Consider the following 25,216-nt stretch of genomic DNA (forward strand, 5'->3'; position numbering starts at 1 on the left):
TTTGCGGGGTAATTACGATACGGTAGGTAGCGTTATGAAAGCAGACCCGTCCACCCTTGACAAGATCCCCGGCGCCGGGCGGCCGCGGGATCCGCGCATTGACTCTGCCATTCTCGCAGCGACCGCGGAACTGCTTGTCAACATCGGCTATTCGAATCTCAGTCTGGCCGCGGTGGCCGAGCGGGCCGGCACCACCAAGTCGGCGCTGTACCGCAGATGGTCCAGTAAGGCGGAATTGGTGCACGAGGCGGCGTTCCCGGTGGCGCCGACGGCGTTGGTGGCGCCGGCGGGTGATTTCGCCGCCGACATCCGGATGATGATCGAGGCCACCCGTGACGTATTCACCACTCCGGTGGTGCGGGCCGCGCTGCCCGGTCTGGTGGCCGACATGACCGCCGATGCCGAGTTGAACGCGCGGGTGATGTCGCGCTTCGCCGGTCTGTTCGCGGCGGTGCGGATTCGGCTGCGCGAGGCGATCGACCGCGGCGAGGCGCACCCCGACGTCGACCCGGACCGGCTGATCGAACTGATCGGAGGCGCCACCATGTTGCGGATGATGCTGTACCCCGACCAGAAGCTGGACGACGCCTGGGTGGAGCAGACCGCCGCCATCGTCGTGCACGGGGTGACCCGATGACCGCCATCGTCACCGGCGCCAGTCGCGGTCTGGGACGGGCGATCGCGCTGGCCCTGGCAGCCGACGGCGAGGCGGTGGCCGTCGTCGGGCGCACCGAAGCCGTCTGGGACGAACGGCTGCCAGGAACCATCGGCGAGACGGTCGCCGACATCGAGGCCGCCGGCGGACGGGCCGTGGCGATCCGGGCAGACCTGACTGAGCACGACGACATCGTCCGGCTGGTCGACGAAGCCCGGGATGCGTTGGGCCCCATCAACATTCTGATCAACAACGCCGCGTTCACCGCGCCGGGGCGGCCCGGCGCCACGCCGCGCGCCAAGAAAGCGGTGACGGACAAGGCGCGGTATCCAGGATTCGTCAGCATCCCGCTGACCGCGTACCGCCGGCATTTCGAGATCGCGGTGTTCGCCGCCTACGAACTGATGCAACTGGTCAGCCCGGACATGATCAACGCCGGTGGCGGTTCGATCGTCAACATCACCTCCATCGCGTCGCGGCTGGGCGGGGGATTGCCCGGATACGGGGGCTCCAAGGCGGCGCTGGAACACCTCACCGGCTGCGCGGCACTGGATCTCGCCGACCACAACATCGCGATCAACGCACTCGCTCCATCCAAGCCGATCATGACGCCGGGCCTGTCCTACTACGCCCACGGCTTCGACGACGAGAGCACCGCCGAGGAATTCGCGCAGGCCACTGTGCAACTCGCGCGGGTAGGCCCCAGCGTGGTGACCGGTCGCACGATCGGGCACCTGCAGGTGCTCGACGGCAGCTTCGCGCCGTTCATGGTGTGAACCGTCAGGCGGCATGGAAGTCGATGAGTTCGACGCCGATGGCGTCTTCGACGTGGCTGATATTGATGATCGAGTAGATCGGTGGTGCCGCTGATCGGTAGCGGGTGTGGGTGGGTGTTTCGTAGTCGGTGGTGTGGGTGCCGTTGTGGGTGTGGGCGGTGACGGTCCAGCCGGGTGTTTCTTTGATGTAGTTGCAGCGTTCGCAGAGGCCTTCGCCGTTGTGGGCGGTGGTGGGTCCGCCGTGTTTGACGGGTTGGATGTGGTCGCGGTGGCGGATGGGGGCGTCGCAGTAGGGGGTGCGGCAGGTTTGGTCGCGCAGGTTGATGAACTCGGCCAGCCCGCGGGGGAAGGCCCGCGACCGGGATTCCATGGCCACCAGCGCGCCGGTGGTGGGGCTGGCGTAGAGGCGGCGCAGGGTGGCCAGCGACTTCTGGTCGGCGATTGCGGCGGTGAGCCAGGTGCGGGCGACCTCGGCCGGGATGGGGCCGTAGCCCTGCAGCAGGGCGGCGTCCTCGGTGTCACCGAGTAGCGCCCGGTCGGAGATCACCACGTTCAGCGCGATCGGGGCGGGGGTGGTGGCGGGGGTGGCGGTGATGCGTTCAAAGGCGGTGTCGGCCATGACCTGGCCGCGGGAGCGGCCGTCGACGGTGGTGTCGGCGGCGCGGCGCAGTGCGGCGTAGACCCCGACTCCTTGAGCGACGGGCAGCAGGATGCTGACCCAGGTCATGGTGTCGGGGGCGGGGCGGATGGTGACGGTGCGGTCCTGTGCTGCTTTGGCGGCGCGATCGACCACGGCGCGGGCGTCGCGGCGGTAGGCGATCTGTTTGGCCGCGGCGATGATCCACTTGTCCCCGAGTCCCTGCAGCCCGCTGAGGTCAGCGCACAGTTCGCGGTCCAGGGCGCGGCGGTCTTCGAGGTCCAGGCAGGCCGATTCGCGCACGATCAACGTCGCGCGCCATTCCGAGAGGACTCCGTGTTCCAACGCGGCCAGGGTGTGGGGCATCTCGTGCACGAGGGCTTTGGCGAATCCGAGGTGGCGGCCGCCGCGGGCCGGGGAATCGCGGCGCGCCAGCGCGACCTCGCTGGCCACCCCGCGGCCCCGCTTGGCCGCGGGCACTGCGGCGGCTGACTCCGCGGCGCGCCGGGCGGCGTCCAATGCGGCGGCGGCGCGGGCCTGCCCGGCTGCTGCGGCCGACTTGAGCCGCTCCAACTCCTCGATGCGCGCGATCAGCTCGGCTTCGGTGGCACCCGGATCCACCTGCGAGAACATCGCCATATCGAACATATGTGCGAATATACCCCCACCCGGTGACCGCGTTGACTCGTCAGAAATGCGCGCGAAAGGGTGATTCGTTGCCTCATCGAGAATGCGCGCGTGGACGGCGCGCCTGCCTGGTCGGGTCAGCAATGAGTTCGGTAGGCCCGGTTGATGGGGTTGACATTGGCAGAGCGCAGGGCGGTGACCCAATCAGCGGCGACTCGTTATCAGCAGGCCGGTAAGCGCGGTAAGACCCGGATTCTTGACGAGTTGTGCGCCAACACGGGCTGGCATCGCAGCCATGCCCGCAAGGCACTGAAAGCCGCGCTGGCCCCCAGGATCATGTCTGCACGAAGTCCGCGGCCCGTGAAATACGGCGAGGATGTCATTGCTGCGCTGACGATCTGCTGGACGGTGCTGGGCATGCCCGCCGGCAAACGGCTCGCACCCATGCTCACCGAGCTGGTAGCCGTGCTGCGCCACTTCCGGGAGCTGGTCATCAGTGACGAGACGGCGGCACTGCTGGTATCGATGTCGGCGGCCACCATCGATCGCCGCCTGGCCGATGAACGGGCCAGATACAAGATCAAAGGACGCGTGGGCACCAAGCCGGGGTCGCTGATCCGAAGTCAGATCCCGGTGCGCACCTGGGCCCAATGGGATGACGCTGTGCCCGGCTTCGTCGAGATCGACACGGTCTTCCATGACGGCGGCAATCGGGGTGGAGGCCATGCGTTCACGTTGACGGTCACCGATATCGCCACCGGCTGGACCGAAAGCCGCTCGCTACCGGACAGGACGGCCAAACACATCCTGGCCGCCCTCAATCAGATCGCCGCCGCGATGCCGTTCCCGATCCTCGGCGTGGACTGCGATAACGGATCGGAATTCATCAACGACGACCTCTTGGCATGGTGCCAAGACCGGCGAATCACCTTCACCCGGTCACGGCCGGGCAACAAGAACGACGGCTGCCACGTCGAGCAGAAGAACTGGGTGGTGGTCCGCACCGTGGTCGGCTACTACCGCTACGACACAGCGTCAGAACTCTTGCTACTCAACGAGATCTGGCGACTGCAGTCACAGCTGACCAACTACTTCCACCCCCAGCAGAAATTGGTATCCAAAGTCCGCAAAGGCGCCAAGGTATCCAGAAAACACGACACGGCCACCACCCCGTTTCACCGGGCGACCGACCACCCGAGTATGACCCTGGACCGCATCGTGGCGCTCAAGCGGACCTACTCACTGATCAACCCAGCCGCCACCCAACGCCAGATCCAGGCGTTGACCAACCAACTCTTCACCCTGACCACCAGCAAAGCCCCAGCCGGCGTCCCGACTCCACTCACCAAGCGCGCACGTTCACGTGAGGCAACCAACAACCCTTCGCGCGCATCTTGACATGAGGCAACTTGGTGACCGCGTTGACTCGTCAGAAATGCGCGCGAAAGGGTGATTCGTTGCCTCATCGAGAATGCGCGCGTGGACGGCGCGCCTGCCTGGTCGGGTCAGCAATGAGTTCGGTAGGCCCGGTTGATGGGGTTGACATTGGCAGAGCGCAGGGCGGTGACCCAATCAGCGGCGACTCGTTATCAGCAGGCCGGTAAGCGCGGTAAGACCCGGATTCTTGACGAGTTGTGCGCCAACACGGGCTGGCATCGCAGCCATGCCCGCAAGGCACTGAAAGCCGCGCTGGCCCCCAGGATCATGTCTGCACGAAGTCCGCGGCCCGTGAAATACGGCGAGGATGTGATTGCTGCGCTGACGATCTGCTGGACGGTGCTGGGCATGCCCGCCGGCAAACGGCTCGCACCCATGCTCACCGAGCTGGTAGCCGTGCTGCGCCACTTCCGGGAGCTGGTCATCAGTGACGAGACGGCGGCACTGCTGGTATCGATGTCGGCGGCCACCATCGATCGCCGCCTGGCCGATGAACGGGCCAGATGCAAGATCAAAGGACGCGTGGGCACCAAGCCGGGGTCGCTGATCCGAAGTCAGATCCCGGTGCGCACCTGGGCCCAATGGGATGACGCTGTGCCCGGCTTCGTCGAGATCGACACGGTCTTCCATGACGGCGGCAATCGGGGTGGAGGCCATGCGTTCACGTTGACGGTCACCGATATCGCCACCGGCTGGACCGAAAGCCGCTCGCTACCGGACAGGACGGCCAAACACATCCTGGCCGCCCTCAATCAGATCGCCGCCGCGATGCCGTTCCCGATCCTCGGCGTGGACTGCGATAACGGATCGGAATTCATCAACGACGACCTCTTGGCATGGTGCCAAGACCGGCGAATCACCTTCACCCGGTCACGGCCGGGCAACAAGAACGACGGCTGCCACGTCGAGCAGAAGAACTGGGTGGTGGTCCGCACCGTGGTCGGCTACTACCGCTACGACACAGCGTCAGAACTCTTGCTACTCAACGAGATCTGGCGACTGCAGTCACAGCTGACCAACTACTTCCACCCCCAGCAGAAATTGGTATCCAAAGTCCGCAAAGGCGCCAAGGTATCCAGAAAACACGACACGGCCACCACCCCGTTTCACCGGGCGACCGACCACCCGAGTATGACCCTGGACCGCATCGTGGCGCTCAAGCGGACCTACTCACTGATCAACCCAGCCGCCACCCAACGCCAGATCCAGGCGTTGACCAACCAACTCTTCACCCTGACCACCAGCAAAGCCCCAGCCGGCGTCCCGACTCCACTCACCAAGCGCGCACGTTCACGTGAGGCAACCAACAACCCTTCGCGCGCATCTTGACATGAGGCAACTTGATGACAAGCGCCCGCGACTGGACCCGGGCAGCCCCGCGCCGCTAGCCTTCGGCTATGGGGCGCAAGCCACCAGGAAACCTCCGCTGATGTTCGACAAGCCCACCACCCGGGTGGTGGCTTTGGTCGCTCTACTGATGCTGGTCGCCGCCGCACTTCGGGGATATCTCCCCGAACATCACGGTCGCCGCCTTGCCGAGGAGGGCCCCAGCAAGACGGCGCTGATGTTCCTGGTGGCGGCCATCGCAGCCACCCTGGGGTTACTGGCATTCTCGATCATCGCCCGGCTGCGCGACCCGCGCGCCGTAGCGCCCAGCGCCGGCGCGCTGCCCGACATGCTGGGGGGCGGCAGCGCCCGGCCGAGCTGGCGGGTGGTGCTGATCGCGCTGGGAGTGATCGTCGCCTGGCTCCTGGTCGCGATCCTGATATCGCAGTTGTTCACCCCGCCCCAGATCAGTGTCGATGCGCCGCAACCGGATTCGACCGCGACCCCGCCGGGCACCGGTGGCGCCCCGCAACCCAGACAGCCTGCGCGGCAAAAGGACAGCCCGGACATGCTGGGGTCGCTGCTGGCATTCGTGCCCGTCCTGCTGATGCTGTTCGTCGGCGGCTTCATCGTGTCACGACGGCGCCGGCATACGGCGACAACAGCATTCAAAACTGACGATCTCACCGAATTGCCTCCGCCGGAGGTCGCTGCGGAGTCATTGGTGCGTGCCGCCGAAGTGGGTTTGGCCGAAATGGCAGACCTCAGCCGCGAACCCCGTGAAGCGATCATCGCCTGCTACGCGGCGATGGAGCGTGAACTGGCCAACGTCCCGGGCGCGGTGCCGCAGGAATTCGATACCCCGACCGAGGTGCTCGCCCGCGCGGTGCAACAGCGCGCTCTGCGAGCCGAAAATGCCGTCCAATTGGTGAACCTGTTCGAAGAGGCGCGGTTCAGCCCGCACGTGATGGACGAAGGGCACCGCGAGACAGCGGTCCGCGTGCTCGAACTCGTCCTGGACGAAATCGCTCCGCGCTCCGGCAGAGCTGTATGAAAAGACTGATAGCACTAGGCATTTGCCTCATTGTCGGAATCGAGTTGCTGGCCCTGATACTGCAGGACCGCCGGTTCGTGCTGGTCGGCGCCGGCGTGGCCCTGGCGCTGGTGTTGCTCAATGTCCGCCGAGTGCTGGGCCATCCCGGTGAACCGGAAGCCGAGGCGGAGCACGACGATCTGGGTGATTCGCTGCGCCGGTGGTTGTCGAATACCGAGACGATGATCCGGTGGTCGGATTCCAGCCGCAAGGACTGGGATCGTCACCTGCGCCCAATGTTGGCCCGCCGCTTCGAGATCACCACCGGCCAGCGACAGGCCAAGGACCCGGCGGCGTTCCGGGCGACCGGCGAGATGCTTTTCGGCCCAGAACTCTGGGAATGGGTTAACCCGAACAACGTCGGGCATTCCGATGGCGACCAACCGGGACCGGGTCGCGCGGCGCTCGAGGAGATTCTGCGAAAGTTGGAGAAGGTATGACGATGGAGCACAGATGACGACCCCGGCGGCTATGCCAGTTGGTACGACGACTGCCCAGTGTGAGGCGGTCCTCGACGAGATCGAACGCATCGTCGTTGGTAAGCGCTCGGCCCTCACGCTCATCCTGACCGCACTGCTGGCCCGCGGGCACGTTCTGATCGAAGACCTGCCCGGACTTGGCAAGACGTTGATCGCGCGATCCTTCGCGTCTGCGCTGGGTCTCGAGTTCACCCGGGTGCAGTTCACGCCCGACCTGCTGCCGGCCGACCTGCTCGGTTCCACGATTTACGACATGCAGTCGGGGCGTTTCGAATTTCGCCGGGGCCCGATCTTCACCAATCTGCTGCTCGGTGACGAAATCAACCGCACGCCTCCCAAGACGCAGGCGGCACTCCTCGAGGCGATGGCCGAGGGGCAGGTCAGCATCGACGGCCAAACCCACAAGCTGCCAACGCCTTTCATCGTGCTGGCCACCGACAACCCGATCGAGTACGAAGGCACATATCCGCTGCCGGAGGCCCAGTTGGACCGGTTCGCCATCCGGCTGGAACTGCGCTACCTGTCCGAACAGGACGAGGCGGCGATGTTGCGCCGGCGCCTGGACCGCGGTTCGGCGGAACCGGTGGTGAACCAGGTCGTCGACGCGACCGATCTGCTGGCGATGCGCGAGGCGGTCGAGCAGGTCACCGTGCATGAGGACGTGCTGCAGTATGTGGTGTCGCTGGCCACTGCGACGCGGCACCATCCTCAGGTCGCCGTGGGTGCCAGTCCGCGCGCCGAACTCGACCTTGTTCAACTCGCCCGCGCCCGGGCATTGCTGTTGGGCCGCGACTACGTGATCCCGGAAGACGTCAAGGCGCTCGCCGTACCTGCGGTCGCACACCGGATCACGCTGCGTCCGGAGATGTGGGTGCGCAAGATCCAGGGCGCCGATGTGGTCGGGGAGTTGTTGCGGCGCCTGCCCGTGCCCCGCGCGGACCGTCCGCCGACGTGATCGCGCATCGCGACGTCGAGATCCGCTGGCGTGCATCCCCGCTGACGTTGGCGATCGCCACCTGCGCCGGGGTGGCACTGGCGGCTGCGGTCATGGGCGGACGCTGGCAGCTCGTCGCGTTCGCGGCGCCACTACTCGGAGTGCTGTGCTCGCTCAGTTGGCAGTCTCCTGTCCCTACGGTCCAGGTGCATGCGGAACCGGATTCGCAACGCTGTTTCGAAGACGAAGAATCGCGCGTGCGGGTATGGGCCACCACGGAATCCGGCCCGGCCGACGTCGACCTCACGGTGTCGGCCGTCGACGGGCTGGAACTGGAAGACCTGGGAAAGGACACCGAAACCGAGAGGCAAGCGAAAACCGTTGCCGCGGTGGCAAAAAGGTGGGGCCGCTACCACCTCCGGGCCCAGGTCGACGTCGTGGCGCGGGGCGGGCTGCTCAAGGGGACCGGCACGGTCGACGTCGCCGACATCATCGTGTTTCCGCTGACGCCGCCGCAATCGACTTCGATCCCGCAGATCGAGTTACTCGACCGGTTGGGCGCCCACCTCACCCGGCACATCGGGCCCGGCGTGGAATACGCCGACATCCGTCTCTATGTCCCGGGTGACCAACTGCGCGCTGTGAATTGGGCGGTGAGCGCACGGCGGGGGCGGCTGCACGTGACGCAGCGTTTGACCGACCGCGCCGCCGACGTGGTGGTGCTGATCGACACCTATCGCCAGCCGGCCGGGCCCGCGACGGCGGCCACCGAACGCGTCGTGCGCGGCGCGGCCCAGGTGGTGCAGACCGCGCTGCGCAACGGCGACCGGGCCGGCATTGTCGCCCTCGGTGGAAACCGGCCGCGTTGGCTCGGTGCCGAAATCGGCCAGCGCCAGTTCTACCGGGTGCTCGACACCGTGCTGGATGCCGGCGAGCGGTTCGAAACCACCACCGGCACGTTGGCTCCCCGCGCGGCGGTGCCCACGGGTGCCATCGTCATCGCGTTCTCGACGCTGCTGGACACCGAATTCGCCTTAGCGCTCATCGATTTGCGCAAGCGCGGCCACGTGGTGGTGGCGGTGGACGTGCTGGACAGCTCCCCGTTCGAAGGGGAGCACGACCCGCTGGTGGTCAAGATGTGGGCGCTGCAGCGTTCGGCGATGTACCGCGACATGGCTACCGTCGGCGTCGACGTGCTGTCCTGGCCGTCGGATCGCTCGCTCGAGCAGTCGATGGGCCTACTCCCAGACCGCCGGATGCGAGTGCGGGGAGCGAGACGCTGACATGGTTACACAGTCAGGTAACCGCGTCTTCTCGGTGGCATTCGGTCTGCTGATGGTGGCGGCGGCCGCCATGGGATCCCATGGATTTGCGCTTGCGATCGGGGCCGCAGCGGTGCTCGCCGTCGGGTTCGGAACGGTACTTCGTTCTGCCGCAACGATTGCCGTGATGTTGGCGGTGATAGTTATCGCGGTCTCGGACGGCTCGCACGTGCTGGCCGCCCTGTCGGGACTCTGTGCGGCGGCGTACCTGGTGTGCCGGCACGCGTCCGGTGACGTCGTCACGGGAAGTTGGCCGACGATCGTCGCTGCGGTCGGTTTCACCTTCGCCGGACTGGTCGCGACGTCGTTCCCCGTGCAGGTGCCCTGGTTACCCCTGATAGCGCCGCTGGCGGTGCTGGCGATCTATATCCTGGCCACCCGTCCGTTTCTGAATTAGGCGAACGAATCTCGCGCCACCAAATCAGTCAAAATCCGGCTGAGCGACGCCCTAGTTCAGGAACGTCGCCGCGCGCTCGGCCAGATCCAGCACCGGCTGCGGGAAGATGCCCAGCAGCACCGTGACCAACGCGCACACCGCGATGGCTGCCTTGCTGAGCACGCCGGGCGCCATGACATGCGGTGTGTCGTCGGTGGGTTCGGTGAAGAACATCGACACGATCACCCGCACATAGAAGTAGGCGGCCACCCCGCTGGAGATCACACCGATCACCACCAGCGGCACCGCGCCTCCCTGGGCGGCGGCCTTGAACACCGCGAACTTGCTGATGAAGCCACTGGTCAGCGGGATGCCCGCAAACGCCAGCAGGAACATCGAAAGCATCACGCCCACAATGGGGGAGCGCTGGCCCAGGCCTGCCCAGTGCGACAGTTCGGCGTCCTCGACGTCATCCGAATTGCGGACCAGGCCCACGATCGCAAAGGCGCCCACCGTGCTGAAGCTGTACGCGACCAGATAGAACAAGGTGCCCGACAGCCCCGCCGAGTTGTCGGCGATCACTCCGGTGAGGATGAAGCCGACGTGTGCGACCGACGAATAAGCCAGCATCCGTTTGACATTGGTCTGGTTGACCGCGGTGATGGTGCCCACGGTCATCGTCAGGATCGCGATCCCCCACAGCACCGGACGCCAGTCGTGGTGCAGCGGAGGCAGCGCGACGTAAACCACGCGCAGCAAGGCGCCGAACGCCGCGACCTTGGTGGCCGCCGCCATGAAGCCGGTGATCGGGGTGGGCGCACCCTGATACACGTCGGGGATCCATGAATGGAACGGGACGGCGCCGACTTTGAACAGCAGACCGACCGACAGCAGCGCGACCCCGACCAGCGCCATGGACGTATCGCTTTCGCCCGCAAGGGAATCGCGGATGCCGCCGAGGGTGAGCGTGCCGGTCGCGCCGTAGAGCAGGGCGACACCGTAAAGAAAGAAGGCCGACGAGAACGCGCCCAGCAGGAAGTACTTCAGCGCCGCTTCCTGCGACACCAACCGGCGGTGCCGGGCCAGCCCGCACATCAGGTACAGGGGGAGCGAAAGCACTTCCAGCGCAACGAACATCGTCAGCAGGTCATTGGACGCGGGGAACACCATCATGCCGCCGACCGACAGGGTCAGCAGCGGGAACAGTTCGGTCTGGGCCACACCGGCGCGTTCGGCCTCGTGCTCGGTGTCGCTACCGGGCACCGCGGACGCCTGGGGGGTGAAGGAATCCAGGCCCGCGAACACCTTGCGCTTTTCGGCCGCCTTGTCCGGAACGGTGCGCTGGCTGCGTTCGGCGACGAAGATGACCGCCAGCACCGACACCAGAACGATGGTGCCCTGCAAGAACAGGGTCGGCCGGTCCACGGCCACGGCGCCGAGCACGGCCCGGCGTCCCTCGGCCGGAACCGACTTCGCCACCGCTACAACGGCGGCGAACGCCGCGGCCAACCCGCCGAGGGCCAGCACCAGTTGCGCGCCGTATCGCAGCGGGCGCGGCAGGAATGCCTCGACCAGCACGCCGAGCACCGCGATGCCGAACACGATGAACATCGGGGACAGCAGGAAGTACTCGATGCTGGGGCTGGGCAGCGTCATTGGTGCGGTCCTTCGGCTTTCCGGGGTACGCCGTTCATCGGAACAGTAGGAGCGGGATCATGCTGGCCGATGGTGGTCATGGTGCTCTCGACTGCCGGGTTGATGATGTCCAGCACCGGCTTGGGGTAAACGCCCAGCACGAACAACAGCGCGAGCAACGGTGCGACGACGACCATCTCGCGTCCCACCAGGTCACGAATCTTCTCGTTGCCCTTGGCGACCGGGCCCGTCATGACGCGCTGGTAGAGCCACAGCATGTAGATGGCGGCCAGCACCAGGGCCGTCACGCCGAAGGCCGCAGCCACCCAGTAGCGGTTGAAAGTGCCCAGCAATACTAGGAATTCGCTGATGAACGGAGCCAGGCCGGGTAGCGACAGCGTGGCCATGCAGGACACCAGGAAGGTGCCGGCCAGAATCGGGGCCACCTTCTGCACGCCGCCGTAGTCGGCGATTTTGCGGCTGCCGCCGCGGGAGACCAGGAACCCGGCGATCAGGAAGACCGCGGCCGTGGAAATGCCGTGGTTGAGCATGTACAGCGTCGAGCCGCTCTGACCCTGGGTGGTCATCACGAAGATGCCGGCGATGATGAAGCCGAAGTGCGAGATCGAGGTGTAGGCGATCAGCCGCATCATGTCGGTCTGGCCGATCGCCACGATGGCGCCGTAGATCACTCCGATGATGGCCAGCGTGACGATGGCGGGGCGGAAATAGGTTGAGGCGTCCGGGAACAGCTGCAGGCAGTAGCGCAGCATGCCGAACGTGCCGACCTTGTCCATCACCGCGGTGATCAGCACCGCCGTGGCGGGGGTGGACTCGACCGCGGCGTCGGGCAGCCACCGGTGCAGCGGCCACAGCGGCGCCTTGATCGCGAACGCGAACATGAAGCCCAGGAATATCGCCTTGAACGCAGCCGGGTCGACACCTGCGAGACGGCCGGCCCGGACGTCGTCGACGATCCGGACGAAGTCGAAGGTGCCGCCGCCGTGCTGGCTGGTGACCACGTACAGCCCGATCACCGCGGCCAGCATGATCAGCCCGCCGAACAGGTTGTACAGCAAGAACTTCACCGCGGCCCGCGAACGGTCCTTGCCCTGCCCGAACCCGCCGATGAGGAAGTACATCGGGATCAGCATGGCTTCGAAGAAGACGTAGAACAGCAGCACGTCCAGGGCGACCACCGAGATCAGCACCATGGACTCGATAGCCAGCGTCAGCGCGACGTAGGCGTGCACGCCGCGGGGGTTTTTGTTACCCCCCGAGTCATTCCAGCCGGCGACCAGCAGCAACGGAATCAGCACCGTGGTCAGCACCACCAGAATCAGCGCGATGCCGTCCACACCCAGGGAGTAGCCGGCTCCGAAAGCCGGTATCCAGGTGCGTTTTTCGACGAACTGATAGGTGTCACCGCCGGGCTTGAACCCGACGGCCACCACCAGAGACACCGCCAACGTGGCGATGCTGACGACCAGGCCGGTCCACTTGGCGACCTGACGCAGGCTCGGGGGCAACAGGATCACCAGCACCGCACCCGCCAGTGGCACCAGCCAGAGAACACTCAGCCAAGGCACGTTCACCACAGGTTCACCGCCAACAGCGCACCGGCCACCAGGGCCGCCCCCGCCAGCATCGACAGCGCGTAGTTGCGGGCGAAGCCGGTCTGCAAGCCGCGCAACCGGTTCGATGTCTGTCCCACCAGCGCGGCCAACCCGTTGACCGAGCCGTCCACGCCGGCGTTGTCGACGGCGACCAGCCTGTCCGTCAGGTGCGCACCCGGGCGCATGAAGACCTCCTCGTTGAAGGCATCGCCGTAAGCGTCGGCGCGTGCGGCCGTCGTCAGTACCGAAACCTGAGCCGGGGCGACCCGCGGAATCTCAGCCTTGCCGCCGTACATCCGGTAGGCCACCAGGGCGCCGACCACGACCACCGCCACCGCGACGACGCTGACGGCCCATTCGGGCAACGCGTGCGTCGCCTCTTTGTGTACACCGACGACGGGTTCGAGCCAGTGCTGCAGGGAGTCGCCCATCGCGAAGAGACCGCCGGCGAACACCGAGCCGAAGGCCAGGATGATCATCGGCCACAGCATCAGGGCAGGGGCCTCATGGGGATGCGAGCTTGGCGCCCAGCGCTTTTGGCCGAAGAAGGTCATCAGCATCACCCGGGTCATGTAGAAGGCGGTGATGCCCGCGCCCAGCAGCGCGGCTCCGCCCAGCACGTAACCCTGGGCGCCGCCGGCGCCCAGCGCGGCTTCGATGATCGCGTCCTTGGAGAAGAAGCCGGCGAACGGAGGTACGCCGATGATGGCCAGATAGCCCAGGCCGAACGTCACGAAGGTGACCGGCAGGGCCTTGCGCAGACCGCCGTAGCGGCGCATGTCCTGCTCTTCGTGCATCGCGTGAATGATCGACCCGGATCCGAGGAACAGGCCGGCCTTGAAGAAGCCGTGAGTGAGCAGGTGCATGATCGCGAACGCGTAGCCGGCCGGGCCGAGGCCGGCGGCCAGCACCATGTAGCCGATCTGGCTCATCGTGGACGCGGCCAGGGCCCGCTTGATGTCGTCCTTGGCGCAGCCGATGAACGCCCCCAGCATCAGGGTGACGGCCCCGACGATGACGACGGCCAGTCGTGCGTTGGGAGCGAGGTTGAACACCGGGTTGGACCGCACGATCAGGTAGACGCCGGCGGTCACCATGGTGGCGGCGTGGATCAGCGCCGACACCGGGGTGGGACCCTCCATCGCGTCGCCCAACCAGGCCTGCAGTGGAACCTGGGCTGACTTGGCGCAGGCGCCCATCAGCAGCAACAACCCCATCGCGTTCAGCACGCCGGAGCTGGCGGCGGGCGCACCGGCGAACACGCCGGCGTAGGACACGGTGCCGAAGGTGGCGAACATCAGGAACATGGCCAACGCTAGGCCGGCGTCCCCGACGCGGTTCATCACGAACGCCTTCTTGGCCGCCGTGGCCGCCGACGGCTTGTGGTACCAGAAACCGATCAGCAGGTAGGACGCCAAACCGACGCCTTCCCAGCCGACGTAGAGCAGCACGTAATTGTCGGCCACCACCAGCAGCAGCATCGAGGCCAGGAACAGGTTGAGGTAGCCGAAAAACCTTCTGCGGTCTTCGTCCTCGGCCATGTAGGCGATCGAGTAGATGTGGATCAGCGACCCGACGCCGGAGATCAGCAGGATGAAGCACATCGACAGCTGGTCGATCTGCAGACCGAAGTCGACCTGCAGCTGGGCCACCGGCATCCAGGTGAACACCGTCTGGTGGATGGTGCGGTCCTCCGCGGACCGGCTCAGCAGGTCGGTCAGCAGCGAGACGCCCACGCCGAACGCGGAGAGGGCGGCCAGGGTGCCCAGCCAGTGGCCCCACCCGTCGGTGCGTCGACCGCCGAACAGCAGGATCGCGGCACCAGCGAGCGGCAGCGCCACCAGCAACCAGGTGTAGTGAATCATCTTGGCGTTCTCAGCCTTTGAGTAGATTCGCGTCGTCGACCGACGCCGATTTGCGGGCACGAAAAATCGTCATGATGATGGCCAGCCCGATGACGACCTCGCACGCGGCGACCACCATGGTGAAGAACGCGATCATCTGTCCGTCGAGCTTGCCGTGCATCCTCGCGAACGTGACGAACGCCAGGTTGACGGCGTTGAGCATCAGCTCGACGCACATGAACATGACGATCGCGTTGCGCCGCAGCAGCACGCCGGAAGCCCCGATGGTGAACAGCAATGCCGAAAGGTAAAGGTAATTAGCCGGATTCACGAAGCACCGCCCTTAACCGCCTCCGGTGAGGGCGTCTCGAGGCCGTCGGCTCCGCGCGTCCGCAGGATCTTGGAGACCGACAGGTCCGAGTAGGAGCCGTCCGGCAGCAGCGCGGCCACGTCGACGGCGTTGTGCCGGGCGTAGACGCCCGGGTTGGGCATCGGGGTGGCGTGACCGCCGGGGCGGAAGCGCTCCTCGGAGAGCTCGCGCTGGGTCTTGCGGCGCTCGAAGCGCTCCCGGTGCGCCAGGATCATCGCGCCGACCGCGGCGGTGATCAGCAGCGCGCTGGTCAACTCGAAGGCCCACAGGTAGCGCGAGAAGATAAGGGCCGCCAGCCCTTCCACGTTGCCGTTGGCGTTGGCGCCGGCCAGGCCGGAGAAGCCGCCGGTCGCCACGTTGCCGATCCCGGCGATCAGCAGCACGCCGAACCCGACACCGGTGACCACCGCGGCCACCCGCTGTCCGCGCAGGGTCTCTTTCAGCGATTCCGCGGAGTCCACGCCGATGAGCATCAGCACGAACAGGAACAGCATCATCACCGCGCCGGTGTAGACCACCACCTGCACGACGCCCAGGAACAGGGCGTCCTGGGCTATGTAGAAGACCGCCAGGATGAGCATCGTCATCGCCAGGTACATGGCCGAGTAGACGGCGTTGACCGCCAGCACCACACCCAGCGCGCCGATGACCGCTGCCGTGCCCAGCACCCAGAACATCACGGCTTCACCGGTGGAGGTGTGGGTCAGAGTCTCCGCTGCGAACGTGACGATCATCGGGCGTCCTGACTCTCCCGCAGCCCCTGCGCCGTCACATTGCCCAGGTAGTAGTCCTTGTCGGTGGCGCCCTCGGCCCGCGGATGCGGTGGCGCCAACATGTCCTGCAGCAACGGGGCCAGCAACCGGTCCTTCTCGTAGATCAGGTCCGCGCGATTGTCGTCGGCCAACTCGTAGTCGTTGGTCATGGTCAGCGCGCGGGTGGGGCAGGCCTCGATGCACAACCCGCACCCGATGCAGCGCAGATAGTTGATCTGGTACACCCGGCCGTAGCGCTCACCGGGGGAGAACCGCGCCTCTTCGGTGTTGTCCGCGCCCTCGACGTAGATCGCGTCGGCCGGGCAGGACCAGGCACACAATTCGCAGCCGATGCACTTCTCCAGGCCGTCGGGGTACCTGTTGAGCTGATGGCGGCCGTGGTAGCGCGGTGCCACCGGCCCGGGCTTCTCCGGATACTCCTCGGTGATGTTCTTCTTGAACATCGACCCGAAGGTGACGCCGAATCCGGCGACCGGATCCCAGAGGCGTTTGAAGATGTTAGCCACGTGCGTTCTCCTTGCCTGCACCTACTGGCCGTTCGAGGGTCTTGAGCGGCAGCGGTGGTGTCGGGAATGCCGGTTCGTCGGCCGAGCCGCTCGGGTTGAGGCTCACGGCCTGCCTGCGGCGCTTGCGCGCGCTGGGCGCGCTGAACGGTTTTCGCAGCGTTCCGATCAGTACCACGGCGAAGACGAGGCTGCACACCACCAGCAGGGTGGTCCAGTGCGCGTAGCCCTGGTTGCGCAGCGTGCGGATCACCGCGGCGATCATGATCCACACCAGCGACACCGGGATCAGCAGCTTCCAGCCCAGCGACATGAACTGGTCGTAGCGGAACCGGGGCAGGCTGGCGCGCAGCCAGAAGTAGATGAACAGGAACGTCCACATCTTGAGGGTGAACCAGAGCACCGGCCACCAGCCGTGATTGGCGCCCTCCCACATGTTCAGCGGCCACGGCGCGTGCCAGCCACCGAAGAACAAGGCCGCGGCCAGCGAGGACACCGTGAACATGTTGACGTACTCAGCCAGCATGAAGATCGCGAACTTCAGCGACGAGTATTCGGTGTGGAAACCGGCGACCAACTCGCCCTCGGCTTCCGGAAGGTCGAACGGCGCCCGGTTGGTTTCGCCGACCATCGAGATCAGGTAGATCACGAACGAGGGCAGCAGCAGGAACACGAACCAGACCCGGTCCTGGGCGGCGACGATCTGCGACGTCGACATCGAACCCGCGAACAGGAACACCGCCGCGAAGGACAACCCCATGGCCACTTCGTAGGAGATCACCTGCGCGGTGGAACGCACCCCGCCCAGCAGCGGGTACGTCGAACCCGACGCCCAGCCGCCCAGCACGATGCCGTACACGCCGATGGCTGACATTCCGAGGATGAACAGCACGGCGACCGGAAGATCGGTCAGCTGCAGCGGCGTCCAGTGACCGAACACCGACACCTCGGGGCCGAACGGGATGAAGGAGAAGGCGGTGAACGCGGGGATCGCCGAGATGGCCGGCGCCGCGAAGTAGACGAACCAGTCGATGCCCTTGGGGGTGATGCTCTCCTTGAGGGCCAGCTTGATGCCGTCGGCGAGGCTCTGCAGGGTGCCCCATGGTCCGGCCCGGTTGGGACCGGGCCGCAGCTGCATCCAGCCGAGGATCTTGCGCTCCAGCAGGATCGCGACCAGCACGTTGAGCATCAGGAACACGAAGATGGCCAGGGCCTTGCCCAGCACCAGCCACCAGGGGTCGTGTCCGAAGGCGGCCAAACTATTCATGTGCGGCGCTCCTCCTCATCGCTTCGCTCTGCATCGTCGCCGCCGGTCATTTTCCGACCCCGATCTTCACTAAAGCGCCGCTCGTGACGCCGAGTTCCTGGTGCACGGCCGAGCCCGGGGAGTTCAGCGGCAGCCACACCACCCGGTCCGGCATGTCAGTTACGTTGAGCGGCAGAGTGATTGAGCCGCGATCGGTGCTGACCGTCACCGACTCGCCGTCGGCGGCGCCGATCTCGGCGGCGGTGCCGGCCGACAACCGCACCACGGGTGTGCGTGCGGTGCCCGCCAGATGCGGTTCGCCGTCCTGCCCGCGACCGGCGTCCAGCAGCAACCGCCAGCCGGTCAGTACGGCCTGGCCTTCCCCGGGCTGCGCGGCCTCGGCGGGCTCGATGGCCGGACTGGCGGCGTGCTTACCGTCCCAGGTGCCCAGACCGGCGAGCTCCTCGCGCGCCGACTCGACGCTCGCGCAGTTGAGCTGGATGCCCAACTCGTCGGCCAGCGTGTCGAGCACCCGGTGATCGGACTGGCTGGCCTGCAGCATGCTGCCCTTGAACGCCGGTTCGAAGGCGCGGTAGCGGCCCTCCCAGTTGACGAAGGCGCCGGCCTTCTGGGTGGTCGGGGCGACCGGGAACACGACGTCGGCGCGCTCGGTTACCGCGCTGTGCCGCAACTCCAGGCTGACCACGAACGGGGCCGCGTCCAGGGCGGCCAGTACCGCGTCCGGGTCGGCGAAGTCGCCGGGTTCGATGCCGCCGACCAGCAGCGCACCCAGCGTTCCATCGGTGGCGGCGGCCAGGATCCCGTCGACGTCACGTCCTGCGCCAGAAGGCAATTCGTCGACGTGCCAGGCCGCGGCGACCTGTGACCGGGCGGCATCGTCGGCGACCGGACGGCCACCGGGCAACAATCCGGGCAGGGCGCCCGCTTCCAGCGCGCCGCGTTCTCCGGCCCGCCGCGGCACCCACGCGACCCGGGCTCCGGTCGAATCCGCCAACCGGGCCACCGCGGACAACCCGCCGGGCACCGTGGCCAGCCGTTCGCCGACCATGATCACCGCGCCGGCCGTGCTCAGCAGGTCGCCCACTTCGCCGGTAGCCAGGCCGTCCAGCGCGGCGGGTTCACCGCCGGGAGCGGTCTGCAGCAATTGGCCCGACATCTTGTCCAGCGCGCGGGTGGCGAACGGGGCGATCGCATACACCGGCACGTTGTTCTTGCGCGCCGCCTTGCGCAGCCGCAGGAACACGATCGGCGATTCTTCCTCCGGCTCGAAGCCGACCAGCAGCACCACCGGCGCCGATTCCAGGTCGGCGTAGCTGACGCTCACCGGCCGGCCGGCGATGCGCGCGGCCAGGAACTCGGCCTCCTCCGCCGACTGCGGGCGGGCGCGGAAGTCGATGTCGTTGGTGTTCAGCACGATTCGCGTGAACTTGGCGTAGGCGTAGGCGTCTTCCCAGGTGGCCCGGCCGCCGACCAGCACGCCGGTGCGTCCGCGGGCCGCCTCGAGGCCCTGGGTGGCCGCCACGATCGCGTGTGCCCAGGACGCCGGTGTGAGTTCACCGTTGGAATCCCGGATCAGCGGGGTGGTGAGCACGTCGGGCTGGGTGGCGTAGGTGAACGCCCACCGGCCCTTGTCGCAGTTCCACTCCTCGTTGACTTCCGGGTCGTCGCCGGCCAGGCGGCGCGTCACCTTGCCCCGGCGGTGGTCGGTGCGCTGCGCGCATCCGGACGAGCAGTGCTCGCACACACTCGGGCTGGACACCAGGTCGAACGGACGGGCCCGGAACCGGTAGGACATGCCGGTCAGCGCGCCGACCGGGCAGACCTGCACAGTGTTGCCGGAGAAGTACGAATCGAACGGCTCGTTGGCGTAGATGCCGACCTGCTGCAGCGCCCCGCGCTCCTGCATGTCGATGAACGGGTCGCCGGCGATCTGGTTGGAGAAACGGGTGCAGCGGGCGCACAGGATGCAGCGCTCGCGGTCCAGCAGCACCTGCGCGGAGATGTTGATCGGTTTCGCGAAGGTGCGCTTGACGTCGGTGAAGCGAGATTCCGCGCGGCCGTTGGACATTGCCTGGTTCTGCAGCGGGCACTCACCGCCCTTGTCGCACATCGGGCAGTCCAGCGGGTGGTTGATCAACAGCAGTTCCATCACGCCGTGCTGCGCCTTGTCGGCCGCCGGTGACGTGAGTTGGGTGCGCACCACCATGTCGTCGGTGCAGACGATGGTGCACGACGCCATCGGTTTGCGCTGGCCCTCAACCTCGACCATGCACTGCCGGCAAGCGCCGACCGGGTCGAGCAGCGGGTGGTCACAGAACCGTGGGATCTGGATGCCCATCAGCTCGGCCGCGCGAATGACCAGAGTTCCCTTCGGAACGCTGATTTCGGCACCGTCGATGGTCAGCGTCACCATGTCCGGCGGCTTGACCTCGTCGCCGGTATCCGTCTTGGCCGCACTTGTCATTGCAGCGTCAGGCCTTTCCGTTCAACGTCTTCAGCATTGAGTCTTTGGGATCGAAGGGGCACCCGCCGGTCTCGACGTGGGCGATGTATTCCTCGCGGAAGTGCTGGATCGACGACATCACCGGGCTGGCGGCGCCATCTCCCAACGCGCAGAACGACTTTCCGAGGATCGCATCGGAGATGTCGAGCAGTTTGTCGAGGTCTTCGCGGGTGCCCTGGCCGTTCTCCAGGCGGGCGTAGATCTTGTCCAGCCAGAAGGTGCCCTCGCGGCACGGGGTGCACTTGCCGCAGGACTCGTGCTTGTAGAACTCGGTCCAGCGGCGAACAGCCCTTACCACGCAGGTGGTTTCGTCGAAGATCTCCAACGCTTTGGTGCCCAGCATGGATCCCACCGCGCCAACACCCTCGTAATCCAACGGCACGTCGAGGTGTTCGTCGGTGAGCAGGGGAGTGGACGAACCACCGGGAGTCCAGAACTTGAGCCGGTGCCCGGCCCGGACGCCGCCGGCGTAGTCGAGCAACTCGCGCAGCGTGATGCCCAGCGGCGCCTCGTACTGACCCGGGCGGGTGACGTGCCCGGACAACGAATACAGCGTGAAGCCAGGCGATTTCTCGCTGCCCATGGAGCGGAACCAGTCGACTCCGTTGAGGATGATCGACGGGACGCTGGCGATCGTCTCCACGTTGTTGATGACGGTGGGGCAGCCGTACAGGCCGGCGACGGCGGGGAACGGCGGCCGCAACCGGGGTTGGCCGCGGCGGCCTTCCAGCGAGTCGAGCAGCGCGGTTTCCTCGCCGCAGATGTAGGCGCCCGCGCCGGCATGCACCACCAGCTCCAGGTCGTATCCCGAGCCGCCAATGTCGCGGCCCAAATAGCCTGCGGCATATGCCTCGGCCACCGCGTTCTGCAACCGGCGCAGCACGGGCACCACTTCGCCGCGCACGTAGATGAAGGCGTGGCTGGCCCGGATCGCGTAGGCGGCGATGATGACGCCCTCGACCAGCACGTGCGGGGTGGCCAGCATCAACGGAATGTCTTTGCAGGTACCGGGTTCGGACTCGTCGGCGTTGACCACCAGGTAGTGCGGCTTGGCGGCGGGTCCCTTGTCGCCCTGCGGAATGAACGACCACTTGGTCCCGGTGGAGAAGCCCGCGCCGCCACGGCCGCGCAGCCCGGAGTCCTTGACGGTCCCGATCACGTCGTCGGGGTTCATGGCCAGGGCCTTCTTCATGGCCTGGTAACCGTCGTAGCGTTCGTAAGTCGCCAGCGACCACGACTCGGGGTCGTCCCAGTAACGACTGATGACCGGGGTCAAAGGTGTTGTCATGCTTGACCTTCCGGACCGGGGGGAGCCTGCATGTCGTTCTCCTTGGCCACCCGCAGCCCGGCCAGGGTGGCCGCGCCGGCCCCGCCCTGCCCTTCGTCGGGACGCTCATCGCGCAGACCGGCCAGGATGCGTGACGTCTCGCGGAACTTGCACAGCGGCGCACCGCGGGTCGGCTTTGCGGGCTTCCCGGCGCGCAGCGAGTCGACGAGTTCGCGTGCGGACTCGATGGTCTGGTTGTCGTAAAACTCCCAGTTGACCATCACCACCGGTGCGTAGTCGCAGGCCGCGTTGCACTCTATGTGCTGCAGCGTGACGGAGCCGTCGTCGGTGGTCTCGTCATTGCCGACGCCGAGATGTCCTTTGAGGTCTTCGAATATCGCGTCGCCGCCCATCACCGCGCACAGCGTGTTGGTGCAGACGCCGACCAGATACTCGCCGGTGGGACCGCGGCGGTACATGGTGTAGAAGCTGGCCACCGCCGACACCTCGGCGCCGGTGAGGTCCAGTTGATCGGCGCAGAACTCCATGCCGGCCGGGGTGATGTAGGAGTCCTCGCCTTGTACCAGGTGCAGCAACGGCAGCAGAGCCGACCGCTTGTTCGGGTATTTGGCGATGATCTCCTTGGCTTCCACCTCCAGCCGCGCCCGCACCTCGGTGGGATACGACTCTGGCGCACCCTCGACCACGAACTGGCTGGGTTCCTCCGGCGGCGGACCGAGCCGCAGGAAAACCCGCTCGCCGCTGCCTGACTCTTTTGGCTTACCTTCGGGCGCTGTCATCGGTCCACTCCGCCCATCACCGGGTCGATGCTGGCGACCGCGGTGATCAGGTCGGCGACCATGCCTCCTTCGCACATTGCGGCCACCGACTGCAGGTTGGTGAACGAGGGGTCCCGGTAGTGCACCCGGTAGGGGCGGGTACCGCCGTCGCTGACCATGTGCACGCCCAGCTCGCCGCGGGGTGACTCCACCGACACGTACACCTGGCCGGCCGGAACGCGGATGCCCTCGGTGACCAACTTGAAGTGGTGGATCAGGGCTTCCATGGAGCTGCCCATGATCTTGGCAATGTGTTCCGGCGAGTTGCCCATGCCGTCGGGCCCGACCGAAAGGTCTGCGGGCCAGGCGATCTTGCGGTCTTCGACCATCGTCGGGCCGGGCTTGAGCTTGTCCAGGCACTGCTCGACGATCTTGATCGACTCCCACATCTCGTTGACGCGAATCATGTAGCGCCCGTAGGCGTCACATGTGTCCTCGGTGATCACGTCGAAGTCGTAGTTCTCGTAGCCGCAGTACGGTTCGCTCTTGCGCAGGTCGTGCGGCAAGCCGGTGGCGCGCAGGATCGGACCGGTGATCCCCAGCGCCATGCACCCGGTCAGGTCCAGGTACCCGACGTCCTCGGTGCGGGCTTTCCAGATCGCGTTCTCGTTGAGCAGTTCGCCCATCTGGCGCAACGGAATCCGTAGCTCCTTCATGGCGGCGGCGATGTCGTCGACTCCGTTGGGCGGCAGGTCCTGTGCCAGGCCACCGGGGCGGATGTAGGCGCTGTTCATCCGCAGGCCGGTGATCTTCTCGAAGAGTGTGAGCACGATCTCGCGGCCCCGGAAGCCGACGAACATCGGCGTCATCGCGCCCAATTCCATTCCGCCGGTGGCCAATGCGACCAGGTGCGACGAGATGCGGTTGAGCTCCATCATCATCACCCGGATGACGTTGACCCGCTCGGGGATCTCGTCGGTGATGCCGAGCAGCTTCTCCACCCCGAGGCAGTAGGCGGTCTCGTTGAAAAACGGTGCCAGGTAGTCCATTCGGGTGACGAAGGTGACGCCCTGCGTCCAGTACCGGTATTCGAGGTTCTTCTCGATTCCGGTGTGCAGGTAGCCGATTCCGCATCGGGCCTCGGTGACCGTCTCGCCCTCGATCTCGAGGATCAGCCGCAGCACGCCGTGGGTGGACGGGTGCTGGGGTCCCATGTTGACGACGATGCGCTCGCCAGGATCGGCTTTGCGAGCGGCGTCGACGACCTTGTCCCAGTCCTGGCCGCCGGCGACCACCAGGGTTTCGGTTGTGCTCATCAGTTATAGCCCCTGCGTTCGTCGGGCGGAGGTATCTGTGCGCCCTTGTATTCCACCGGGATGCCGCCCAGCGGGTAGTCCTTGCGTTGCGGGTGTCCGTGCCAGTCGTCGGGCATTTCGATCCGGGTCAGCGACGGGTGGCCGTCGAAGATGATCCCGAAGAAGTCGTAGGTCTCGCGCTCGTGCCAGTCGTTGGTGGGATACACCCCGAACAGCGACGGAATGTGCGGATCACTATCGGGCGCAACGGCTTCCAGCCGCAACCGGCGATTGTGCGTGATCGACTGCAGTGGGTACACCGCGTGCAGTTCGCGGCCGGTCTCGTCCGGGTAGTGCACCCCGCTGACGCCAAGGCACAGCTCGAAGCGCAATTCCGGCTCGTCACGCAGGCGTTGGGCGACCTGCGGCAGCAGATCCCGGCGCACGTATAACGTCAGCTCGTCGCGGTAGACCACAACCTTTTCGATCGCTTCGTTGAAGTCGAGGCCCTCGCGATCCAGCGCCTCGGCCAGCCGGTCGGCGATGTCGTCGAAGTAACTGCCGTAGGGCCGGGGACTTTCGCCGGGCAGCGCGATCTCGCGCACCAGCCGTCCGTAGCCGGAGGTGTCGCCGGTGCCGCGCACGCCGAACATGCCGCGACGGACGTTGATGACCTCCTGGCCTTCCGGCGGTATGTCGGCCCCCGGAGTCACCGTCGCGCCCTGGGGGTCCTTGTCGGGTGAGCTCATCGCAGCAGTCCGCGCATCTCGATCGTCGGCCGGGCGGCCATGGCCGCCTCTTCGGCCTCGGCGATGGCCTTCTCCCGGTTGACGCCCAGCGGCATTTCCTGAATCTTCTCGTGCAGCTTGAGGATTGCGTACAACAGCATCTCGGGCCGGGGTGGGCAGCCGGGCAGATAGATGTCCACCGGCACCACGTGGTCGACGCCCTGGACCACCGCGTAGTTGTTGAACATGCCCCCGGATGAGGCGCAGACGCCCATCGCCAGAACCCATTTCGGCTCGGCCATCTGGTCGTAGATCTGCCGCAGCACCGGCGCCATCTTCTGGCTGACCCGGCCCGCGACGATCATCAGATCCGCCTGTCGCGGCGTCGCGGAGAACCGCTCCATGCCGAACCGGGCGATGTCGAACCTAGGCCCGGCTGTCGCCATCATCTCGATCGCACAGCAGGCCAACCCGAACGTCGCCGGCCACAGTGAGTTCTTGCGGACGTAGCCCGCCACCTTCTCGACTGTGGACAGCAGGATCCCGCCGGGTAACTGTTCTTCCAGTCCCACGTCCTACCTACCTCAATCCCACGTCAGGCCGCCGCGGCGCCACACATACGCGTAGGCCACGAAAACCGTGAGCATGAATATGACCATCTCGACGAGCGCGAAAGTCCCCAGCGAATCGAAGCTAACCGCCCACGGATAGAGGAACACAATTTCAATATCGAAGACGATGAACAACATTGCGGTCAGGTAATACTTGATCGGGAAGCGCTGCCCGCTCGCGGCGTGCGGTCCGCTGAACCCGGTTTCGGTGGGCTCGATCCCACATTCGTAGGCCTCGAGCTTCGAGCGGTTGTACCGGGAGGGGCCGGTGATGCTGGCCAGAAATACCGAGCCGATGGCGAAGGCCGCGGCAATGCCCGCCATCACCAATATGGGTATGTAGACGTTCACTTGCTCCACGTT

24 protein-coding genes are annotated in these 25,216 nt (G+C 66.3%); 9 read left to right on the forward strand and 15 right to left on the reverse strand.

What is annotated here, in order from left to right; all coding sequences use genetic code 11:
- The first annotated feature begins 34 nt into the window (after positions 1 to 34).
- Both C0J29_RS08085 and C0J29_RS08090 read left to right on the forward strand, forming a co-directional pair.
- Positions 35 to 637 (forward strand): TetR/AcrR family transcriptional regulator, encoded by a 603-nt coding sequence (locus C0J29_RS08085; protein ID WP_065043440.1) that lies wholly within the window; start codon positions 35 to 37, stop codon positions 635 to 637.
- Entirely contained in the window at positions 634 to 1,431 is a 798-nt protein-coding gene (locus C0J29_RS08090; RefSeq protein ID WP_120791986.1) for an SDR family NAD(P)-dependent oxidoreductase, read from the forward strand. Before C0J29_RS08085 ends, C0J29_RS08090 begins: the two co-directional genes overlap by 4 nt.
- 4 nt (positions 1,432 to 1,435) lie before the next feature.
- Here the strand turns inward: C0J29_RS08090 and C0J29_RS08095 are convergent, their stop codons facing one another.
- Positions 1,436 to 2,716, reverse strand: a complete 1,281-nt coding sequence (locus C0J29_RS08095; RefSeq protein ID WP_120791987.1) for an HNH endonuclease — start codon at positions 2,714 to 2,716, stop codon at positions 1,436 to 1,438.
- 144 nt (positions 2,717 to 2,860) lie between these two features.
- Here C0J29_RS08095 and C0J29_RS08105 point away from each other — a divergent pair, with 144 nt between their 5' ends.
- From C0J29_RS08105 to C0J29_RS08140, 7 genes are all read left to right on the forward strand, one after another.
- Positions 2,861 to 4,093, forward strand: coding sequence for a DDE-type integrase/transposase/recombinase (locus C0J29_RS08105; RefSeq protein WP_120791988.1), 1,233 nt, complete (start codon positions 2,861 to 2,863; stop codon positions 4,091 to 4,093).
- A 135-nt stretch (positions 4,094 to 4,228) separates the two neighbouring features.
- Entirely contained in the window at positions 4,229 to 5,461 is a 1,233-nt protein-coding gene (locus C0J29_RS08115; protein ID WP_120791989.1) for an integrase catalytic domain-containing protein, read from the forward strand.
- 100 nt (positions 5,462 to 5,561) lie between these two features.
- Positions 5,562 to 6,512 (forward strand): DUF4129 domain-containing protein, encoded by a 951-nt coding sequence (locus C0J29_RS08120; protein WP_120791990.1) that lies wholly within the window; start codon positions 5,562 to 5,564, stop codon positions 6,510 to 6,512.
- Complete coding sequence (locus C0J29_RS08125) at positions 6,509 to 6,991, forward strand: hypothetical protein (protein WP_065043444.1); 483 nt, start codon at positions 6,509 to 6,511, stop codon at positions 6,989 to 6,991. Before C0J29_RS08120 ends, C0J29_RS08125 begins: the two co-directional genes overlap by 4 nt.
- A 31-nt stretch (positions 6,992 to 7,022) precedes the next feature.
- Complete coding sequence (locus C0J29_RS08130; RefSeq protein ID WP_370530929.1) at positions 7,023 to 7,985, forward strand: AAA family ATPase; 963 nt, start codon at positions 7,023 to 7,025, stop codon at positions 7,983 to 7,985.
- The gene (locus C0J29_RS08135) at positions 7,982 to 9,247 is read left to right on the forward strand and encodes a DUF58 domain-containing protein (protein ID WP_065163723.1); all 1,266 of its coding nucleotides are present in this window, start codon (positions 7,982 to 7,984) and stop codon (positions 9,245 to 9,247) included. Before C0J29_RS08130 ends, C0J29_RS08135 begins: the two co-directional genes overlap by 4 nt.
- A gap of 1 nt (position 9,248) precedes the next feature.
- On the forward strand, positions 9,249 to 9,683 hold the full coding sequence (locus C0J29_RS08140; RefSeq protein ID WP_120791991.1) for a hypothetical protein: 435 nt from the start codon (positions 9,249 to 9,251) through the stop codon (positions 9,681 to 9,683).
- Between the two features lie 51 nt (positions 9,684 to 9,734).
- Here C0J29_RS08140 and nuoN read toward each other — a convergent pair whose 3' ends face one another.
- Genes nuoN through C0J29_RS08210 form a run of 14 tightly spaced genes read right to left on the reverse strand, consistent with a single transcriptional unit; the run spans position 9,735 to position 25,204 of the window.
- Entirely contained in the window at positions 9,735 to 11,318 is a 1,584-nt protein-coding gene (gene nuoN / locus C0J29_RS08145; protein ID WP_065163721.1) for an NADH-quinone oxidoreductase subunit NuoN, read from the reverse strand.
- Positions 11,315 to 12,895 (reverse strand): NADH-quinone oxidoreductase subunit M, encoded by a 1,581-nt coding sequence (locus tag C0J29_RS08150; RefSeq protein ID WP_120791992.1) that lies wholly within the window; start codon positions 12,893 to 12,895, stop codon positions 11,315 to 11,317. The genes nuoN and C0J29_RS08150 overlap by 4 nt, the downstream gene beginning before the upstream one ends.
- Positions 12,889 to 14,778, reverse strand: coding sequence for an NADH-quinone oxidoreductase subunit L (gene nuoL, locus C0J29_RS08155; protein ID WP_120791993.1), 1,890 nt, complete (start codon positions 14,776 to 14,778; stop codon positions 12,889 to 12,891). Before nuoL ends, C0J29_RS08150 begins: the two co-directional genes overlap by 7 nt.
- 10 nt (positions 14,779 to 14,788) lie before the next feature.
- Complete coding sequence (gene nuoK / locus C0J29_RS08160) at positions 14,789 to 15,088, reverse strand: NADH-quinone oxidoreductase subunit NuoK (RefSeq protein ID WP_055580875.1); 300 nt, start codon at positions 15,086 to 15,088, stop codon at positions 14,789 to 14,791.
- The gene (locus C0J29_RS08165) at positions 15,085 to 15,861 is read right to left on the reverse strand and encodes an NADH-quinone oxidoreductase subunit J (RefSeq protein ID WP_065043451.1); all 777 of its coding nucleotides are present in this window, start codon (positions 15,859 to 15,861) and stop codon (positions 15,085 to 15,087) included. The genes nuoK and C0J29_RS08165 overlap by 4 nt, the downstream gene beginning before the upstream one ends.
- Entirely contained in the window at positions 15,858 to 16,406 is a 549-nt protein-coding gene (nuoI, locus tag C0J29_RS08170; protein WP_269323519.1) for an NADH-quinone oxidoreductase subunit NuoI, read from the reverse strand. The genes C0J29_RS08165 and nuoI overlap by 4 nt, the downstream gene beginning before the upstream one ends.
- Positions 16,399 to 17,661, reverse strand: a complete 1,263-nt coding sequence (nuoH, locus tag C0J29_RS08175; protein WP_162951608.1) for an NADH-quinone oxidoreductase subunit NuoH — start codon at positions 17,659 to 17,661, stop codon at positions 16,399 to 16,401. The genes nuoI and nuoH overlap by 8 nt, the downstream gene beginning before the upstream one ends.
- 55 nt (positions 17,662 to 17,716) lie before the next feature.
- A complete protein-coding gene (locus C0J29_RS08180; protein ID WP_120791994.1) occupies positions 17,717 to 20,134 on the reverse strand; it encodes an NADH-quinone oxidoreductase subunit G in 2,418 nt (805 codons plus the stop codon).
- Between the two features lie 7 nt (positions 20,135 to 20,141).
- A complete protein-coding gene (gene nuoF, locus C0J29_RS08185; protein WP_065163717.1) occupies positions 20,142 to 21,461 on the reverse strand; it encodes an NADH-quinone oxidoreductase subunit NuoF in 1,320 nt (439 codons plus the stop codon).
- Entirely contained in the window at positions 21,458 to 22,240 is a 783-nt protein-coding gene (gene nuoE / locus C0J29_RS08190) for an NADH-quinone oxidoreductase subunit NuoE (RefSeq protein ID WP_065043455.1), read from the reverse strand. Before nuoE ends, nuoF begins: the two co-directional genes overlap by 4 nt.
- On the reverse strand, positions 22,237 to 23,535 hold the full coding sequence (gene nuoD, locus C0J29_RS08195; protein WP_120791995.1) for an NADH dehydrogenase (quinone) subunit D: 1,299 nt from the start codon (positions 23,533 to 23,535) through the stop codon (positions 22,237 to 22,239). Before nuoD ends, nuoE begins: the two co-directional genes overlap by 4 nt.
- The gene (locus C0J29_RS08200; protein WP_120791996.1) at positions 23,535 to 24,263 is read right to left on the reverse strand and encodes an NADH-quinone oxidoreductase subunit C; all 729 of its coding nucleotides are present in this window, start codon (positions 24,261 to 24,263) and stop codon (positions 23,535 to 23,537) included. The genes nuoD and C0J29_RS08200 overlap by 1 nt, the downstream gene beginning before the upstream one ends.
- Positions 24,260 to 24,814 carry a NuoB/complex I 20 kDa subunit family protein gene (locus C0J29_RS08205; RefSeq protein WP_055580867.1) on the reverse strand — a complete coding sequence of 185 codons (555 nt, stop codon included), beginning with the start codon at positions 24,812 to 24,814 and terminating at the stop codon, positions 24,260 to 24,262. The genes C0J29_RS08200 and C0J29_RS08205 overlap by 4 nt, the downstream gene beginning before the upstream one ends.
- Before the next feature lie 12 nt (positions 24,815 to 24,826).
- The gene (locus tag C0J29_RS08210; RefSeq protein WP_065043471.1) at positions 24,827 to 25,204 is read right to left on the reverse strand and encodes an NADH-quinone oxidoreductase subunit A; all 378 of its coding nucleotides are present in this window, start codon (positions 25,202 to 25,204) and stop codon (positions 24,827 to 24,829) included.
- Between the last annotated feature and the right edge of the window lie 12 nt (positions 25,205 to 25,216).

Origin of the sequence: Mycobacterium paragordonae, assembly GCF_003614435.1 — a bacterium.
GTDB classification, from domain to species: Bacteria; Actinomycetota; Actinomycetes; order Mycobacteriales; family Mycobacteriaceae; genus Mycobacterium; species Mycobacterium paragordonae.

Excerpts from the sequence above, each read along its gene's own strand:
- C0J29_RS08125 (WP_065043444.1), top strand. The coding sequence starts at position 6,509 with ATGAAAAGACTGATAGCACTAGGCATTTGCCTCATTGTCGGAATCGAG.
- nuoF (WP_065163717.1), bottom strand. The coding sequence starts at position 21,461 with ATGACAACACCTTTGACCCCGGTCATCAGTCGTTACTGGGACGACCCC.
- C0J29_RS08105 (WP_120791988.1), top strand. The coding sequence starts at position 2,861 with ATGGGGTTGACATTGGCAGAGCGCAGGGCGGTGACCCAATCAGCGGCG.
- C0J29_RS08180 (WP_120791994.1), bottom strand. The coding sequence starts at position 20,134 with ATGACAAGTGCGGCCAAGACGGATACCGGCGACGAGGTCAAGCCGCCG.
- C0J29_RS08115 (WP_120791989.1), top strand. The coding sequence starts at position 4,229 with ATGGGGTTGACATTGGCAGAGCGCAGGGCGGTGACCCAATCAGCGGCG.
- C0J29_RS08120 (WP_120791990.1), top strand. The coding sequence starts at position 5,562 with ATGTTCGACAAGCCCACCACCCGGGTGGTGGCTTTGGTCGCTCTACTG.
- C0J29_RS08140 (WP_120791991.1), top strand. The coding sequence starts at position 9,249 with ATGGTTACACAGTCAGGTAACCGCGTCTTCTCGGTGGCATTCGGTCTG.
- C0J29_RS08130 (WP_370530929.1), top strand. The coding sequence starts at position 7,023 with ATGCCAGTTGGTACGACGACTGCCCAGTGTGAGGCGGTCCTCGACGAG.
- nuoL (WP_120791993.1), bottom strand. The coding sequence starts at position 14,778 with ATGATTCACTACACCTGGTTGCTGGTGGCGCTGCCGCTCGCTGGTGCC.
- C0J29_RS08200 (WP_120791996.1), bottom strand. The coding sequence starts at position 24,263 with ATGAGCTCACCCGACAAGGACCCCCAGGGCGCGACGGTGACTCCGGGG.
- nuoD (WP_120791995.1), bottom strand. The coding sequence starts at position 23,535 with ATGAGCACAACCGAAACCCTGGTGGTCGCCGGCGGCCAGGACTGGGAC.
- C0J29_RS08165 (WP_065043451.1), bottom strand. The coding sequence starts at position 15,861 with ATGATCGTCACGTTCGCAGCGGAGACTCTGACCCACACCTCCACCGGT.
- nuoE (WP_065043455.1), bottom strand. The coding sequence starts at position 22,240 with ATGACAGCGCCCGAAGGTAAGCCAAAAGAGTCAGGCAGCGGCGAGCGG.
- C0J29_RS08090 (WP_120791986.1), top strand. The coding sequence starts at position 634 with ATGACCGCCATCGTCACCGGCGCCAGTCGCGGTCTGGGACGGGCGATC.
- C0J29_RS08085 (WP_065043440.1), top strand. The coding sequence starts at position 35 with ATGAAAGCAGACCCGTCCACCCTTGACAAGATCCCCGGCGCCGGGCGG.
- C0J29_RS08095 (WP_120791987.1), bottom strand. The coding sequence starts at position 2,716 with ATGTTCGATATGGCGATGTTCTCGCAGGTGGATCCGGGTGCCACCGAA.
- nuoN (WP_065163721.1), bottom strand. The coding sequence starts at position 11,318 with ATGACGCTGCCCAGCCCCAGCATCGAGTACTTCCTGCTGTCCCCGATG.